13 protein-coding genes are annotated in these 16,510 nt (G+C 65.0%); all 13 read left to right on the plus strand.

Translation table 11 applies throughout. The features are described from left to right. Positions 1-128 precede the first annotated feature (128 nt). Positions 129-1,250, plus strand: coding sequence for a tRNA (adenosine(37)-N6)-threonylcarbamoyltransferase complex transferase subunit TsaD (tsaD, locus tag KF724_10155; GenBank protein ID MBX3356042.1), 1,122 nt, complete (start codon positions 129-131; stop codon positions 1,248-1,250). Positions 1,251-1,316: 66 nt separating this feature from the next. Beyond that, positions 1,317-2,723 (plus strand): hypothetical protein, encoded by a 1,407-nt coding sequence (locus KF724_10160; GenBank protein MBX3356043.1) that lies wholly within the window; start codon positions 1,317-1,319, stop codon positions 2,721-2,723. After that, positions 2,720-3,814: a hypothetical protein gene (locus KF724_10165; protein MBX3356044.1), complete on the plus strand. Its 1,095-nt coding sequence runs from the start codon at positions 2,720-2,722 to the stop codon at positions 3,812-3,814. The genes KF724_10160 and KF724_10165 overlap by 4 nt, the downstream gene beginning before the upstream one ends. Further along, a complete protein-coding gene (locus KF724_10170; GenBank protein ID MBX3356045.1) occupies positions 3,811-4,368 on the plus strand; it encodes a peptide chain release factor-like protein in 558 nt (185 codons plus the stop codon). Before KF724_10165 ends, KF724_10170 begins: the two co-directional genes overlap by 4 nt. A gap of 62 nt (positions 4,369-4,430) precedes the next feature. Further along, complete coding sequence (locus tag KF724_10175) at positions 4,431-5,624, plus strand: amidohydrolase (GenBank protein ID MBX3356046.1); 1,194 nt, start codon at positions 4,431-4,433, stop codon at positions 5,622-5,624. A 120-nt stretch (positions 5,625-5,744) separates the two neighbouring features. Next, entirely contained in the window at positions 5,745-7,979 is a 2,235-nt protein-coding gene (locus KF724_10180) for a hypothetical protein (GenBank protein ID MBX3356047.1), read from the plus strand. Further along, on the plus strand, positions 7,967-9,820 hold the full coding sequence (locus KF724_10185) for a hypothetical protein (protein ID MBX3356048.1): 1,854 nt from the start codon (positions 7,967-7,969) through the stop codon (positions 9,818-9,820). The genes KF724_10180 and KF724_10185 overlap by 13 nt, the downstream gene beginning before the upstream one ends. 150 nt (positions 9,821-9,970) lie before the next feature. Further along, positions 9,971-10,396, plus strand: coding sequence for a 50S ribosomal protein L11 (gene rplK, locus KF724_10190; protein MBX3356049.1), 426 nt, complete (start codon positions 9,971-9,973; stop codon positions 10,394-10,396). 5 nt (positions 10,397-10,401) lie between these two features. Next, the gene (gene rplA / locus KF724_10195; protein ID MBX3356050.1) at positions 10,402-11,112 is read left to right on the plus strand and encodes a 50S ribosomal protein L1; all 711 of its coding nucleotides are present in this window, start codon (positions 10,402-10,404) and stop codon (positions 11,110-11,112) included. A gap of 31 nt (positions 11,113-11,143) precedes the next feature. Next, positions 11,144-11,704, plus strand: coding sequence for a 50S ribosomal protein L10 (gene rplJ, locus KF724_10200; GenBank protein ID MBX3356051.1), 561 nt, complete (start codon positions 11,144-11,146; stop codon positions 11,702-11,704). A 126-nt stretch (positions 11,705-11,830) separates the two neighbouring features. Then, a complete protein-coding gene (rplL, locus tag KF724_10205; GenBank protein ID MBX3356052.1) occupies positions 11,831-12,238 on the plus strand; it encodes a 50S ribosomal protein L7/L12 in 408 nt (135 codons plus the stop codon). A gap of 349 nt (positions 12,239-12,587) precedes the next feature. After that, on the plus strand, positions 12,588-15,572 hold the full coding sequence (gene rpoB / locus KF724_10210) for a DNA-directed RNA polymerase subunit beta (protein ID MBX3356053.1): 2,985 nt from the start codon (positions 12,588-12,590) through the stop codon (positions 15,570-15,572). After that, a complete protein-coding gene (locus KF724_10215) occupies positions 15,569-16,432 on the plus strand; it encodes a hypothetical protein (GenBank protein ID MBX3356054.1) in 864 nt (287 codons plus the stop codon). Before rpoB ends, KF724_10215 begins: the two co-directional genes overlap by 4 nt. Positions 16,433-16,510 lie beyond the last annotated feature (78 nt).

A 16,510-nucleotide genomic window follows, 5' to 3' on the forward strand; every position in this document is an offset into this window, starting at 1 on the left:
GTGGTTCGAACCCCGCGCGCTCTCGAATGGCTCGCGCCATGTTGCCGTACGGCCAGTGGTCCGCGTGGAAGCGACCTCAAGCCCCGCGCGCTCTCGAATGGCCGACACGACTCGGATAGCCTCGAAGCATGGCACAGGTGCTTCGAGTGCTGGGAGTCGAAACGAGTTGCGACGAGACGGCTGCATCGGTGGTTGACCTCGATGCGGGCCGCCTTCGCGTGCGCTCGAATGTCGTCTCGTCACAGATCGCGGTGCATGCGGAGTATGGCGGCGTGGTGCCTGAACTGGCGAGCCGCGCGCACCTTGAGCGACTTCTCCCCACGCTTCGGGCAGCGCTCGAACCCGTGGCCGAGGGCCGGGCGTGTCGCGAGACGCTCGCCTCGCTCGACGCGATCGCAGTGGCGTCGCGACCCGGCCTGATCGGCTCGCTCCTGGTCGGTACCAGCGCCGCGAAGGCGCTCGCCTGGAGCATCGATCATCCCGTGCTCGCCGTCGACCATGTGGCGGCGCATCTTGTCGGCGCCATGCTCGATGCCGAACCCGTCGCATTCCCGTCGCTGGGATTGGTGGTGTCGGGCGGCCACACCGCGCTCTTCCTGATGCGCGATGCGCTCACGCTCGAGCCGCTCGCAGGCACCCCCGATGACGCCGTGGGTGAGGCCTTCGACAAGGGCGCGGCGCTCTTGGGACTGCCCTACCCGGGTGGACCGCAGATCGAACGGCTGGCCGCGAGGGGCGACTCCTCGGCGGTGAAGTTCCCTGTGCCGCAACTCGACTTCAGTTTCAGCGGACTCAAGACGGCGCTCCTGCACGAGATTCAGCCGCCACCTCGGCGTGCGAAGGGTCGAGCCGATGCGGTCAGCGGCGCACCACTCACAGACGACCGTCGCGCGGATCTGGCCGCGAGTTACCAGCGAGCCCTCGTTCGCGCCGTGATCCACGGCATGGAGCACCTCTGGTCCGAGCGCTGGTCCGACGCCAGCGCTCCGGAGCGCCCGAAGACGCTGCTGGTCGGCGGCGGCGTGGCGGCCAACGGGCTGCTGAGATCGGAGCTCGCCGCGTTCGCCAATGCACAATCGATCGCCCTCCAAATCGCTCCGCTGCACTACTGCCTCGACAATGCCGCGATGATCGCCGGCGTCGGTGCACTTCGCGCCGCACGCGGAGAGCGCGATCCGCTCGATTTCGCGCCACAGCCGATCTCCCTGCTTCGCCCGACGCGCACGCTCTCCGTGGGCCGCCCATCCTGATTTGGATCACTCTCGCTCGGTCTCAGCGACTCGGGTGTTCTGTGTCGCTCCCTTACACTCAACCACATGCCGGCAACGGTCACGATTGCCATCGTGGTGGCGTCGCTTCTCCTGATGGTGTCGGGGGTGGTCCTCTTCACCATGGGGACACGGGGTCGATGGACTCGCTGCGAACCCTCCTGCGCCAAGTGTCGGCATCGCGTGGGCTCCCATGAAATCGTTGCGAGCGCTCGCTGCCCTGAGTGCGGACTCGTGTTCACGACCTCCGGAGCGGTGCGTTTCTTCGCCCGTCGTCGTCGAATCGGCTGGATGGTCCTCGGTCCGTGCACACTCGTTCTCGGCCTGGGCGCTGCCATGGCCGGCGCTCTCGCGGAGGCGAACATGCGGAGGATCGTTCCGCCGCAGACCCGCACGACGGCCGAACTCATCAGCGCGCTCTCCGGAATGGTCGCTTTCATGGAGCTTCAGGAGCTTGAGTCGCGAGCGCTCGCCGGCGCGCTGACCGACGAAGAACTCGAGGCCGTGGTCCGGGCGCTCATCCAGATCCGCGAACCGCAGGATCAGCGGCGACTCAATCAAACCTCGAAGCGCCTGCTGGTCATCGCGCGCGGACAAGGTGTGCTCACCGATGAGCTGGCGCTTGAGTTGCTTGACTCCTGGTATCCCGCCGAGGCGCTCGTAGCACCTCCACCTGTCGTGCGCCAGGGATCCACGGTGGTGATTCGTGCCGCCAACTGGGATCGCATGCCCCCGCTGACCGTATCGCTCGTCGCGGATGACTTCGCGATTGGCGAGCAAAAGGTGAAACCCAGAGACATGGCCTCTCAAGTCCCCGGAGGGGAAAGGAATCTCGACCTCGGGGCGATCGTCACCTTCTCCGAAGAGCCCGGTGAGTACCGCTTCACGGCGCGGGTCATTCGCAGGCTTCGCTTCGGCGCCGCAATCGGTGAAGACTCCGATCCCGACACACCGCGACGACTCGACTTCACCGACGAACGCACCGTCTCGCTTCCGCTTCGGGTGATCGGCCGCGACGATCCGACCTTCCTCGAGGTCGTCACCGATCCTGCTCGTGCGGCCGAGGTGCGCGCCGCGCACACCGTGCGCGCCGCCGCCATTGACCGCAACCCGACCAGCGACACTTGCGTGATCTCGATCGACCTCGTCCCCACCGGGGTTGATCGCCTCCTCCTCTCCTTCGATGTCATCGTCCTCGTCGACGATCGCGAAGTGAATCTGGGTTGGTTCACCGTGGAGCGCCAAGGCTCCGCGGTCGGTTCGACTCGCTCGCTCAGCAGTGCGTCGATATCTCCCTGTCCTGATCCGATCCCCGAGCGAGTCACCATTCTCCTCAGGCCGCAGCCGAAGCACGCTGAGAATTCCAACAGCCGCCTGCCCGCATGGGGCTTGGAGATCGAGATCGCCGATGTTCCAGTGCGAAGCAATGTGCGTGACGGGAGCGCACGGCCATGATCGTGTTCGGCGCCTTCGTGCAGTGCTTCCTTCTGCTGCTGGGCGCCGGCACGATTGCGATCATCACGCTCGCCATCGTCGGCCGATTCGACCCGACGCGCCCGCTCTGCACCGCGTGTCGAGCACCGGTGCCAGCGACCGTTCTGGTCTCAGAGCAGTGCTGCCCTGCATGCGGAGCATCTCTTGCCCATGAGCGCGCCGTGAAGTTGAAGCGACGCGTGGCCGGCGCACCCGTGTGGATCGGCGTGGCCATCGTGGCGCTCCTCTGGGTGGCCCTCTTCACGGTGCCGCGATGGATTTCCAGGCGCGCCGCGGGCGGAGCTGTCGGCGCGCTGGTCCAGACCAACCCAACGGCGACCACTCCGACCGATCAGCTCGTGGCCGCTGCCGCCGTCGAACGGGCGGGCATGGGTGGATACGCCGCCGAAGTGCTTCGCCGCGCTGCGGAGGGCACCTTGGATGTCAAGGTCGCGCGAACGGCGCTCCTGAAGGAACTTGCCACACTCGCAACGGCAGGCCAGACCTTCCCGGGGACGAACGCCCTGCTTGTCGCTGTTCCGATCCTCGAAGCCAACCCGAACGACCCCGAACTCCTCGACGCCCTGATCAATGCGACGGTTCCCGCTCCACAGAGCACGGTCACCAGAGCGAATGGCACGATCACGCTTGAGATCCAGCCCCTGAGAACGCGCATGTCGTTGCCGGACCGAGCGCTTCAGCCGATCGTGCTGCTGCGTCGGATCACGGTGAACGGCGAGCCCGCCTCTGTGAGGACACTGTTCCGAGCTCGTCAGGGTGGCGACGCCACCGAGCCCATGCTCATCCTCCACAGACCTCATCGACTCACGGTCTCTCACGACGCACTCGACCGCGCCACGGAGATCGTGCTCGAGATTGAGGCGATGCTCTTTGACACTTTCGACGCCGAGCGGATGGCTGCCGCAATCGACGCAGAATTGCCTCGCGAATCGTGGCCATCACCCATGGCGACGCAATCACGGCGCCTCGTGATCCCACTCACTGCACATGAACCGACGATCGAGCCGGCTCCTTCCGACGATGGCTCGGATGCGGGAGCGGAGACGCCATGACCTATCGTCCGCCCTTCGTCTCCGACGCCTTTGTCCTGCTCGAACCGCCCCATCCGGCGACCCTCGAGGAAGCTGATCTGCTCCGCCAGTGCAAGATCGAGTATGGACGCGTCGGCGGCCCGGGCGGACAGCATCGCAATCGCAACGACACGGCCACATGGATCGTGCACTTGCCGAGCCACATCGAGGCGCAGGCGACCGAGCGACGGAGCCAGGCGCAGAATCGACATGAGGCCATCAAGCGCCTTCGCCGAAAGCTGGCGGTGCGAGCGCGGACGGTGACGAGCCGCGATCACCATCAGGTCAGCGAACTCTGGAGCCGTCGGCGCCAGGGCGAGAAGATGAGTGTCAATCCCGACCACTCGGACTATCCGGCACTTCTGGCCGAAGCCCTCGATGTCGTGGTGGCTCGCCGCTTCGATGTCGCGGGCGCTGCGGGCGTCCTCGGCATCACGATGAGTCAGCTCACTCGCCTCATCCGCCATGAAAAGCATGCCTTCGCCATGCTGAACTCCGGTCGCCAGTCGGTTGGGCTGCCGCCACTGCGAAGCTGAGGCTTCGCGTCACACACCCGTGTGGTGCGCCTTGAGTGACACCTCACTGCTACGCTGCGGACATGCACGAGCGAGTCCGTGCCTTGATTGCCGAGGAACTTCCCGGGGTGATCGAGCTGCGCCGTGATCTGCACATGCATCCTGAACTCATGTACGAGGAGTTCAGGACCGCAGATCTCGTGCGGCGCGAACTCGCCCGTGCCGGAGTCGAATTCGTGCCCGGATTGGCTGGAGGCACCGGCACACTCGCGGCCATTCCCGGCAATTCCGCTCGCGCGATTGCGCTGCGAGCCGACATGGACGCGCTACCCATTCACGAGGAGTCTGAGTGCCCATGGCGCAGTCGCATCGATGGGAAGATGCACGCCTGCGGTCACGATGGCCACACGGCCACCCTCATCGGCACCGTGCGCGTGCTCGCTCGCCTCTCCCGCGAGGCTCCACTGCCCCGACCGGTGACCTTCATCTTCCAACCGGCCGAGGAGGGCGGCGCTGGCGGTCGACGCATGGTTGAAGAGGGCGCCCTCGACGGCAGCCGTCTTGGCGCGCCGGTGGACGAGGCCTACGCCCTGCACGGCTGGCCGCACTTTGAACTGGGCACGGCGGGCACGCGCATCGGTCCCATGCTCGCCGCCAGCGATCGCTTCGAGATCCGCGTCGAAGGTGAAGGCGGCCATGCCGCGTGGCCCCACGCGACGCGCGACCCGATTCCCGCGGCCTGCGCCATCGTCGCGGCGCTCCAGACGATCGTGAGCCGCAACGCGCATGCGCTCGATCCGTCGGTCCTGAGCGTCACCACGGTGCAGGCTGGGACGGCGTTCAATGTGATTCCCTCCCACGCGACCATCCAGGGCACGGTGCGAACACTGAGCGCGGAATCCCGACAGCTCTACGAGCGCCGAATCGCCGAGATCGCCTCGGCCATCGCGCTCGCGCACGGGTGCAGCACAGAATCCACCTACCGCCACGGCTATCCGATCACCTCCAACCATCCAACGGCGGTCGATCGCTTCGAACACGAAGCGAGGCGCATCATCGGCGCCGACCGCGTGCGCACGGTGCCTCACCCGGTCATGGTCGGTGAAGACTTCGCGTTCTACGGACAGGAGGTTCCGAGCTGCTTCTTCGCATTGGGATTGCGCCGGCCTGAGTGGAACTCGATGCCTGACCTGCATCAGCCCGACTTCGACTTCACCGATGACGCGATGGCCCTCGGCATGGAGCTCTTTGCATCGCTCGCGCTGCGCGCTTCGTGAAGCGAACCGGAAGGGCCGAAAACCTACGGTGCTTGCATCGCGGCCAGCGTCCACATGAACTCCGTGATTTGACGCCTCCCCGACTTCCGCGGGCCCGATTGCGCGGCTAGTCTCTTCGTCATGCTCATCGCTCCTCTCATCGCCATGGCGCTCGTCGGAAGCGCCGAGCCCACGATTCCTCAGGTCGGCATCCTGCCATCGCCCCTCGTTCGATCGGCGGCTGCGTTCTCCGATCGCGCCGATGTGAACCTCGCGGTGTCACGCCTCGAGTCGATCGACTCGGCGTGGTTTGCGCTTGATGGCTTGGAGACGGTGGTGCTCGCGGGCGTTCCGCTCGCGCCGGGCATCGAGGTCGATGCGGCTCTTCGACGACTTCAACCTCTTGCCGAGGATGGCGTAGTAGTCGCCGCGATCTCCGATGGTCGGGGCGGCACACTGATGCAGACCATCCCGGCTCCGGCTCTTGAGTGCTGGGCCGGCCCGATCCTCGGCCATGACGGCGGGCGTCTCTTCCTGGCTCGCAGTGACTCGTTCACCCATGGCTACGCCTTCGTCGATGATCGCACCTTCATCATCACCAGCGGTCCACCCGGCGGTGTGCGCCCCCTCATCGCCTATGAACTCGGATTGCTCCCAGCCGATGCGATCGTCTGGAGCCCATTCGAGTGCACGACGGCGATTGAAGGCCACTTCCCCCGCGCGGAAGCGAACGAGGGTGGAGTCGCCTCGGGCCCACTCCCCTGCCGCCATGTGAAGATCGCGATCGACTCGGACAACGAGCTTGCCGAGGTCTTCGGGAACAATGTCACCGCCACCGCCAGCTACATCCTGCTTCAGGCGGCGGCCATGAGCGAGATCTACACGAGCCAGATGAACCTTCGGATCCAGGCGTCATTCGTCCGGGTCTGGACGACGCCTGACCCTTGGACCCAGGGCTCGGCCGGCGCGCAGCTCGGACAGTTCCGCGACTTCTGGGAGGCGAACATGGGCTCCGTGACCCGTGACGCGGCCATGCTTCTCTCAGCCCGATCGCTCGGTGGAGGTGTCGCATGGCTTTCAGCGATGTGCGGGCCGTGGGCCTACTCGGTCTCGGGCAATCTGAGCGGGTTCTTCCCCTATCCGCTGCTCGACAACGCCGGCCAGAACTGGGACATCATGGTGACTTCCCATGAGCTGGGTCACAATCTCGGCACACCCCACACGCACAACTACTGCCCACCGGTTGATGAATGTGCGCCAGCGGGCTGGTACGGCCAGTGCCAGTCGCAACAGGTCTGCACGAACCAGGGCACCATCATGAGCTACTGCCACCTCTGCAGCGGCGGGCTCTCCAATGTGAAGCTCACCTTCGCCGACGCATCGATCCAGAGCATGGATGCGCACCTCAACAGTCTGCCGTGCAACTACTCCGGCGCCACACTGGCGCCGTGGGCGGTGCCGGACTTCGTCGCGGGTTTTCAGTCGACCTTCGTCATCGATGTGCTGGCCAACGATCTCCCCGTGAACTGCCAGGATGTCGTGATTCACTCGTTCACTCAGCCGACCAGCGGTCCCGGCGTGGTCACGCTCCTCTCGGGAGCAGGCCCGAATGGCCGCGATGTGCTCCAGTTCTCAGCGCCCACCTGGTTCAACGGCGTCTCGACCTTCAGCTACACCATTCGGAACACGAGCAACTTGGTGAGCGCCGCAAGCCCGGTCACGGTGACGATTCCCACGCTCACGCTGGGCAAGAGCGTGGTGAACGCCCTTCCGAACCTGAGCGTGCTCTACTTCGACCTCGTCAACCCCACGCAGCTCCCGATCTTCGATCTCTTGAACCCCTACCTCCAGACCACGACGCCACACATCAACTATCCCTCGACCAACGGCAACTTCGCCAACAGCAATCGAGCGGACAATGTCGGAGCACTGTGGACCGGCTGGATCCAGATTCCCGAGCCCGGGCTTTGGACCTTCTTCCTCGAGTCCGACGATGGATCGCGTCTTCTGCTGAACGATCAGCTCGTCATCAACAACGACGGCCTGCACGGCATGCTTGAGAAGAGCGCAACGGTGGCGCTGGGTAAGGGCCATCACAAGCTGCGAGTGGAGTTCTTCGAAGCAGGTGGCGGCGCTGGCTGCATCCTTTCGATGTCGGGCCCCGGAGTCCCGAAGGCACCAGTCCCGCCGGCCCGCTTCTCAAGGGGCGGCTCGATTCTCGCGGCCGATCTCAACTACGACGGCGTCGTCAACGGCGCCGACCTCGCGGTGATGCTCGGCCTCTGGAACACGCCTTCGCCGCTCGCGGACCTCAATGGTGACGGCAATGTCGACGGTGCCGACCTTGCGATTCTGCTCGGGTCGTGGTCGAACTGACCATGACCGATGAGCATCAACGCATCGCACCAGGTGGCTGCGGCTGCAGAGTGACGCGTTCGCGCGTCGGGCTGTTGGCGCATGGGATCAGCGCCGGACTGCTGCTCACTTCGACAGCGTGGTCGGCGGCGGCCGATCAGATGCCGCCCGTTCTTCCTTCACCACTCGTCGTTCACCCACAGCTTCCCGCTCCGCCGGGCACGGTGGCGCTCGCGCTTGACCCGGAACGAGTCGCCGCCATCGAGCGTTCACTGGGTCCTGGTGCCATCACCATTGAAGACTTCCCGGTTGCCCCCGACACGCAGCGGCGTCTTCATCTGCGACGCGCCGTGCGAATGCCGGAGCTCGCCGTTGAGGTGGTGCATGGCAGCAGCACACTGGGATTCACCGTCGCGAAGCTCGCCGCCGATGAACTCGCCCAAGCGGAAGGGTTAATCCTCGTCGGCGCTGTGGCCGGCGTACCCGCGTCGCGCGCAGTGGTCTCGATCGGCCCGGCGGGTGTCTTCGCGATGATCGATGAGGAGGGCCATCGATTCGTGGTCTCGTCGGGACCAGCGGGGCTTGATCGCACGCCACTGGCCTTCGACATTGTGGCGACGCCGTCGTTGATCGATGTCGTGCCGTGGAGTTGCGCCTCAGGGGAGGACATTCTTGAACGGCCGGATGCGTCAAGTCCCCCCAGCGAAACACAGAAGGAGCGCGAGGAGGGCGGCGTCGCCTCCGGCGCGCCCTGCACGCAGGTTCGCGTGGCTTTTGAAAGCGATCACGCCTACTTCAACCTGATGAATGGCGATCCGATCGCCGCTGCCAACTACGCCCTCTTGCTTTCGGCAGCCGCCGGCGAGATCGCCGCCGGCGGACCGCATGTCCGAATCGGATTGGTGTATCTGCGACTGTGGGCCACGGCCGAGGAGCCTTGGAACAAGCCCTCCGCCCCAACGCAACTTGATCAACTCCGCAGCGTGTGGAACGCGACGATGGACGGCATCCCGCGCGAGATCGCGCACTTCCTTTCCGGTCGCGTGCTCGGCGGCGGCGCAGCGTGGACGAAGTCGCTCTGCTCGAACAAGGCGTACAGCCTCAGCTCGAACATGAACGGCTTCTTCCCCTACCCGTTGCTCGACAATCATCCGCAGAACTGGGATGTCATCGTGGTCGCGCACGAGCTCGGGCACAATCTGGGTGGCAAGCACACGCACGAGTACGGCATGGAATCTCCCGATCTCTGCGGATTCGGCGAGTGCCTGGTCGGCCCCCAGGGCACCATCCTCAGCTATTGCTTCATCTGCCCCGGTGGCATGGCGAACATCAAGCTTCTCTTCGCGCCGATCTCCAATGCCTCGATCAATTCGCACATGGCGGCGGTGGCCTGCCTGCCGCCAGCGGACGACCCGACGCCGATCGCCGTCGAAGACTTCGCCTTCACCGTGAACGGCGCCACCGTCGAATTGGACCTGCTCGCAAATGATCTTCCGGCCAATTGCCTCCCGGTGGTGATGACCTCCGCCGAGTCAGTCTCTGTGGCCGGCGGTGTGGTCAAGGCCCCCGGCGGTCTTGCTCCCGTCCTCTACACAGCGCCGATCGGCTTCATCGGCCTCGACAGCTTCGCGTACGCGATCGTGGCGCCGGGGTCATCCGGAGGTCAGACCGCCATTGGGCAGGCGTTCATTTGGGTCAAGCCGCGGGCGTCGGACCTGAACGCCGATGGCCGTGTGGACGGCGCCGACCTCGCCATGCTGCTTGGCGTCTGGGGAAGCGGAGGCCCGACCGGCGATCTGGACGGCAACGGAACCGTCGATGGGGCTGATGTCGCCGTGCTTCTCGGTGAGTGGACCGGCTGACCGGCCCCGGGAGAACGATTCGCCCCGACGCTGGACTCCTCCGGCGGCTCCTGTTACTCTTCGCGGCTCGACATTCCAGACCGCACGCACTGCCGCGCGGCTTCGAACCAGGCCGGTTCGAGCCACTCACGCGGCGGGAGGTTCAAATCAATGGCCAAGAAAGTCACCAAAGTCTTCAAGCTCATGGCGCCGGGAGGGAAGGCGACGCCCGCGCCGCCCATCGGTCCCGTGCTCGGCGCCAACGGCGTCAATCCGGGCCAGTTCATCACGCAATTCAACGAGCGGACCAAGCAGTTCAACGGACGCCTGGTCGGCTGCGTGGTCACGGTCTACGGCGATCGCACCTTCGACATTGAGATCAAGAGCTCGCCCGCCTCGGCGCTCATCAAGGATGTGCTGAAGCTCGAGAAGGGCTCGGGCACGCCCAACACGGCGAAGGTCGGCAAGATCACCAAGGCTCAGATCCGCAAGATCGCCGAGGAGAAGATCAACGACCTCAATACGACCTCTGTGGAGGCAGCGATGCGCATGATCGAAGGTTCCGCCCGCTCGATGGGCGTCACGGTGGAGGGCTGACCAACATGAGCACTTCACCAACCACACGGAAGAAGGCGCGGCTCCCCGGCGGGAAGCGCCATCGGCACAATCTCGAGCATCAGCCGACCTCGCCGCTCGCTCCCGCAGACGCGATCAAGGCGCTGCGGAAGTTCAAGAGCCCCAAGTTCGACCAGACCGTGAATGTCGTCGTGAACCTCGGCATCGACCCGAAGCAGGCTGACCAGGCGCTGCGAGGCTCGATCGCCATGCCCAAGGGCATCGGCCGAAGCGCACGCGTCATCTGCTTCTGCGGGCCGGACAAGGTCGCCGCCGCCAAGGCTGCCGGCGCCGTCGAGGCCGGTGGCGAGGACCTCGTCGCCAAGGTCGAAGGTGGCTGGTTCGACTTCCAGATCGCCGTCGCCAGTCCCGACATGATGCGCGTGGTGTCGAAGCTCGGAAAGGTCCTTGGTCCGAAGGGACTCATGCCCTCCCCGAAGGCCGGCACCGTCGCCCCCGATGTTGTCTCCGCCGTGCGCGAGTATGCCGCCGGCAAGCAGGAGTACCGCAACGACGACGGCAGCAATGTCGCCTGCGTGGTCGGCAAGCTCAGCTTCAGCGACGAGGATCTCACTGAGAACCTCAATCACTTCATCACCATCATTCACAAGATCAAGCCCGCCTCGGCCAAGGGCACCTATATCAAGAAGTGCGTCATCAGCGCTTCGATGAGCCCGGGCATCCAGGTGATCGCCTGAGCGATCGCATTCCGGCCACGGAGCAAGAGCCATGAGCAAGACCGTCAAGGACATGATCGTTCGCGACTACCGAGCCCGCTTCGAAGGCGTCGAAGGCGCCGTGGCGGTGGAGTTGCGAGGTCTCGATGCCATCACGACGAACCGCATGCGCAGCCACCTTCGAGCGAAGGAGGTCCGCGTCACGGTCGTCAAGAACGCACTCGCGAAGAAGGCCTTCGCCGGTGGCGCACTCGAAGCTCTCGCGCCCAGCCTGAAGGGACCGACCGCGGTCATCTACGGCCGTGGACCGAGCGTCGTCGATGTGGCCCGCGAAGTCGTCGCCTGGGTGAAGGAGAACGACAAGAAGCAGGAGCGCTGCCACTTCAAGGGTGCCGTGCTCGAAGGCGTGTACTACGACGGCCCGGCCGGCGTCGACAAGCTCTCGAAGATGCCCACTCGCGAAGAGGCAGTTGCGCAGGTCATCACCATCGTGCTCAGCCCGGCGCGGAAGCTCGTCAGCGCCGCAGTCGGCCCCGGCCGACGCGTGCTCGGCATCGTCAAGGAAATCGAAAGCCGTCTGGAGAAGGGCGAGACCATCTCGGCCCGCGCGTGAGCTTTTCCCCCACTCCGAATCCCCGAACTCACCAATCCTGTCCCAACTCGCCATTCGACTGGCCCCACCCGGGGTTAAACGCCGCGCGTCGCGGCGCCTCTCGACGGCGTCAATGGAGCGTGTTCCATGTCTGAATCAGAAGCGAAGACCTTTGATGCGAAGATCACCAAGCTCGGCGACGAGATCGCCGGCCTCACCCTGAAGGAGGCCGTTGACCTCGCCGACTACATGAAGGACAAGTACGGCATCGAGCCCGCCGCGGGTGGAGCCGTCGTGATGGCCGCCGGTGGCGGCGACGCCGGTGGCGCTGCCGTTGAGGCGCAGACCGAGTTCGATGTCATCCTCGAGAATGCCGGCGCGAACAAGATCGCCGTCATCAAGGCGGTCCGCGAGGCGACTGGCCTCGGCCTCGCCGAGGCGAAGGGCCTCGTCGACGGCGCCCCCAAGGCCGTCAAGGAGAAGATCTCGAAGGACGATGCCGACAAGCTCAAGAAGGCCCTCGAGGAGGCGGGCGCCAAGGTCACCCTCAAGTGAACCTTCGGGGGCGCCTGTCGCCCCCGCTCCGACCGCCGAACGCCCGGCCGACCTTTCATGGTCACGGGCCGAGGAAGGACGACCTCAACAAGACCTCCCGGTTCTGCCGGGAGGTCTTTTCTTTCGCTTCCATCGGCCGAGTCCTATAATTGAATCGACAAGAAATTTTTGAGATCAGATCAAGTCCCGCCATCGGGTGACTTGCTCTTATCGGCGATTGGACTACACTGCGGGGCTCTTGGCGTCAGGCGGCGGCACCACCAATCTCGAAGACAGTGTGAATCAATGACCCGGACTCACGCGGGTCATGTCGTCGCCCCGCGCGAATCCTCACCCTCCCGGAAGACGCATGGCCACGAAGACCATTCGCGAGCGCATCGAACACGGCCGACTCGACTTCTCCCGTCTTGGCGATGCCGTTCCAGTCCCCGACCTGGTGCGCGTGCAGCGCGCCGCGTACGAACGCTTTCTCCAACAGCAAGTTGATCCGAGCGAGAGGAATCCGATCCTCGGGCTCGAAGCACTGCTGCGGGAAGTGTTCCCCATCCAGAGCTACGACGAGTCGATGAAGCTCGAGTACCTCCGCTACACGCTGGAGGAGCCGCGCTACACCCCCGATGAGTGCCGTGAGCTTCGGCTCACCTACGGCATGCCCTTCAGGGTTGCGGTGCGCCTCGTCAAGGGCACCGGCGAGTCGATCGCCGAGGATGAGATCTATCTCGGCGACATCCCCATCATGATGGGCGGCGGCGAGTTCATCGTGAACGGCGCCGAGCGCGTCATCGTGAGCCAGCTTCATCGCTCGCCCGGTGTCGACTTCGCCAAGGCGAGCTCGATCGGCGATCGTCCGCTTCACTCCGCCCGCATCATCCCGGAGCGCGGAAGCTGGATCGAGCTGGAGGTGACCAAGAAGGATGTGCTGGCGATGCGCATCGACCAGTCGACCAAGCTCGCCGCCACCACCTTCCTCCGAGCGCTCGATGAGAAGTACAGCAGCACCGAGACGATGCTCGAACTCTTCTACGATGTGGAGGAGATCAAGGTCGAGAAGCTGAAGCCCGAGCATTACTCCGCGGAGCTCATCATCGACTCCGACACGGGCGAAGAGCTCTGCAAGGTCGGCGCTCCCTTCGGCGACAAGGTCGTCGACATCCAGAACAGCCCGCTCAAGAGCGTCAAGGCGATCGTCAACCCCGGCGACCCGCTCATCCTCAACACGCTCGCCGAGGAGAAGCTCGACTTCCTTGCCGAGGTCACCGAGCACGAGGCCGCGCTCCTGAAGATCTACGCCAAGCTCCGCCCCGGCAATCCGCCGCAGGTCGACAAGGCGAAGGCGCTCTTCAAGGAGAAGTTCTTCGACGAGAACCGCTATCGCCTCGGTCGCGTCGGTCGCTTCCGCGTGAATCGGAAGTTCGAGCACCTCAAGTGCTACAAGGTGCGCCCCGAGTCGCAGCAGTCGCTCTACGCGGAGGACTTCCTCGCGGTGGTGCAGTACATGCTCGACCTCCGCAGCAAGCGGCCGCCCGCCGTCGAGGATGACATCGATCACCTCGGCAATCGCCGCCTCCGCACGCTCGACGAGCTCGCGGTCGAGGAGATGCGCAAGGGCTTCCTCAAGCTCCGTCGCACCGTGCAGGAGCGCATGAGCGTGAAGGAGCAGAGCGAACTCGCGAAGATCGCCGACCTCGTCAACAGCAAGAGCATCTCGAGCGCCATTGAGTTCTTCTTCGGTCGCAGCGAGCTCTCGCAGGTGGTTGACCAGACGAATCCGCTCTCGATGCTGGTGCATGAGCGGCGCCTCTCGGCCCTCGGGCCGGGCGGTCTCAACCGCAAGCGAGCCGGCTTCGAGGTGCGCGATGTCCACATCTCCCACTACGGCCGCATCTGTCCGATCGAGACGCCGGAAGGCACGAACATCGGTCTCATCGCGAGCCTCGGCATCTACTCCGAGATCGACGACTACGGCTTCCTGCTGACCCCCTATCGGGAGGTCAAGGGCGGACGGGTCCAGGTTGACGGCCGCAGCAAGCCCGTCGTGAAGCGCCTCCGCGCCGATGAAGAGCGCATGCGCATCCTGGCGCCGTCCGACGCCCTCTCCCCCGAGGGCGTGCTCAAGAACGAGATGGTGCTCGCCCGCCGCGATGGTGAACTCACCGAGGTGGCCGCCGGCGAAGTGGAGTTCGCCGACATCTCGCCGAAGCAGATCATCGGCGTCTCGGCATCGCTGATTCCCTTCCTCGAGCATGACGACGCCAACCGAGCGCTCATGGGTTCGAACATGCAGCGCCAGGCGGTGCCGCTCATCCGCGCCGAGCCGCCATGCGTGGCGACCGGCATGGAGCGCGTCGCCGGCCAGTTCAGCGGCATGATCGTCAAGGCCGAGCGCGGCGGCGTGGTCACGGAAGTCGACGCCTCGCACATCGTCATCGACAACGCCGACGAGTATCCGCTGCGGAAGTTCGTGGGACTCAACGAGCGCACCTGCCAGAACCAGCGGCCGGTCGTCCGACTGGGTCAGCGCGTCAAGGCCGGTGACATTCTCGCCGACGGCGCGAGCACCGTCATGGGCGAGCTCTCGATCGGCAAGAACGCCCTCGTCGCCTTCAATACCTTCGACGGCTACAACTTCGAGGACGCGATCGTCATCAGCGAGCGCCTGGTGAAGTCCGATGTGTTCACCTCCATCCACATCGAGAGCTTCGAAGTGGAGATTCGCGACACGAAGCTCGGCCGCGAGGAGTTCACGCGCGACATTCCCAATGTCAGCGAGAAGCTGCTGCGAAACCTCGACGAGCACGGCGTCATCCGCGTCGGTGCCCGCGTCGGCCCCGGCGACATCCTCGTCGGCAAGGTGAGCCCCAAGTCGAAGTCCGAGCTCTCCCCCGAAGAGAAGCTTCTTCATGCCATCTTCGGCCGCGCCGGCGAGGATGTGAAGAACGACTCGCTTGAAGTTCCCGCGGGAACCGAGGGCATCGTCATCGCCACGCGACGCTTCAGCCGCCGCATGCACCTCAACGACGAGCAGAAGAAGGCGCAGAAGAAGGAAATGGCGGTCTACGAGGAGGAGATGCACCAGAAGCAGATCGTCCTCTTCAAGCAGATGGTGGCGCAGATCAACGCCCTCATGGGCACGGAGATGGTCGATCCCAGCACGCGACAGAAGGTCGGTGCGAGCGACATCACCGAGGTCATCCTCGAGCAGATCGAGAACTTCACCACCAAGTGGATCAAGGGCTCCGCGGAGTCGCGCGAGAAGGCCGAAGTCGCCTACAACCAGTTCTGGCCGCGCATCCAGGCGTTCGCAAGGAGAAGGAGCGCAAGAGCGGTCACATGAAGCGGGGCGATGAACTGCCCTCCGGCGTGCTCGAGATGGTGAAGGTCTATCTCGCCACCAAGCGTCGCCTTTCCGTCGGCGACAAGATGGCGGGCCGTCACGGCAACAAGGGTGTCATCGCCCGCATCGTGCCCGAGGAGGACATGCCCTTCCTCGAGGACGGCACCCCCGTCGATGTGCTTCTCAATCCGCTCGGCGTGCCAAGCCGCATGAATGTCGGCCAGATCCTCGAGGTTCACCTCGGCTGGGCCGCGCAGGTGCTCGGCTTCCAGGCGGTCACGCCCGTCTTCGACGGCGCCACCGAGCATGAGATCATGGACGCCATCGAGGCGGCGAATGAGCATGTGCGCGAGCGCGTGCGCCACTTCGAGGCGACGGGCCAGAACCCCGGCCACCCGCGTGAGCTTCTCGCCGAGATGCCCTACGGCGGCAAGGTGCAGCTCTATGACGGCCGCACCGGTGAGGCCTTCAACCAGAAGACCACCGTCGGCTACATGTACCTCCTGAAGTTGCACCACCTGGTGGATGACAAGATCCACGCCCGTTCCACGGGCCCCTACAGCCTCATCACGCAGCAGCCGCTCGGCGGCAAGGCGCGGACCGGTGGTCAGCGCTTCGGCGAGATGGAAGTGTGGGCGCTCGAGGCCTATGGCGCTGCCTTCGTGCTTCAGGAGCTCCTGACCGTCAAGAGCGACGATGTCGAGGGCCGCACGAAGATCTACGACGCCATGGTGAGCGGCAAGAACACCCTCCAGGCCGGAATGCCCGTGGTGTTCGATGTGCTCTGCCATGAGATCAAGGGTCTCGCCATGAACATCCAGCTCGAGAAGGAGCAGACCGACTCCGTCGCCGTGCTCTGAGTGACCCCGCTCGCCGCGGCGACGCTCCTGCGTCGTCCCGGCTCCGTTCGCCCCGCCCCGCCCGCCTTCGATCTTTCG

The sequence above is a fragment of the Phycisphaeraceae bacterium genome (assembly GCA_019636735.1).
Taxonomy (GTDB): domain Bacteria; phylum Planctomycetota; class Phycisphaerae; order Phycisphaerales; family SM1A02; genus VGXK01.